Origin of the sequence: Streptomyces sp. SID5910 (assembly GCF_009862125.1) — a bacterium.
In the GTDB taxonomy this organism is placed as follows: domain Bacteria; phylum Actinomycetota; class Actinomycetes; order Streptomycetales; family Streptomycetaceae; genus Streptomyces.
Genome location: NZ_WWHX01000606.1, coordinates 1 through 848, shown reverse-complemented (window position 1 = coordinate 848; position 848 = coordinate 1). Strand labels below are relative to the sequence as shown.

The window sequence follows — 848 nt, the reverse complement described above, 5'->3', positions numbered from 1 at the left end:
AGCCGCCGTGCCCCGGCAGTCCGCAGCGCCCCAGGCCCAGCCCGCCCAGGCCCAGCCCCAGCCCGCCGGCTCGGCCCCGGTCGCCGTCGGGCCCGGTGGCGGGCAGTCCTCCTGGGCGCAGCAGGTGCACCAGCTCGCCGGGACAGGCGCGGACGAGCAGCCCGTCGCGCCCTGGAAGCCGCCCGTCGACGACGTGTTCCAGGCGGCCGCCCGTCGCCAGGCCGCGGCCCGCCCCGCCGGGCTAGGCAAGCGACTGGTTGCCCGGCTGATCGACACCGTCGTCCTGGCGGGCGTCACCGCCGTGGCCGCCGTGCCCCTCGGCACCAAGGCCGTCGACCACGTCAACGACAAGATCGACGCGGCCAAGCTCTCCGGCGAGACCGTCACCGTCTGGCTGCTCGACGGTACGACGGGCACGTACCTGGGCATCGTGCTGGCCGTCCTGCTGCTCTTCGGCGTCGTCTACGAGGCGCTGCCCACCGCGAAGTGGGGCCGCACGCTGGGCAAGAGGCTGCTGGGCCTGGAGGTGCGGGACATCGAGGCCCACGAGGCCCCGTCCTTCGGCGCGGCGGTGCGGCGCTGGCTGGTCTACAGCGTCCCGGGGCTCCTGGTGGTCGGGGTCGTGGGCGTCGCGTGGTGCCTGTTCGACCGCCCGTGGCACCAGTGCTGGCACGACAAGGCGGCCGGCACGTTCGTCGCGGGCTAGCTTTCGGGGTGGGCGCGGTGAGGGTGCCCGTCTCGCGGTCGGGTGCGGGTGCGTGGGGGCTGGTCGCGCAGTTCCCCGCGCCCCTTTCAGGGGCGTCCAGTGAACGTGCCCCGAAGGGGCGCGGGGAACTGCGCGAGCAACC

The 848-nt window shown here is 75.4% G+C and carries 1 protein-coding gene; it reads left to right on the top strand.

The window, feature by feature from the left end; all coding sequences use genetic code 11:
- Window positions 1–706 (top strand): RDD family protein (locus GTW67_RS21135; protein ID WP_202437497.1); only part of this gene is annotated, 706 nt, incomplete at its 5' end.
- Window positions 707–848 lie beyond the last annotated feature (142 nt).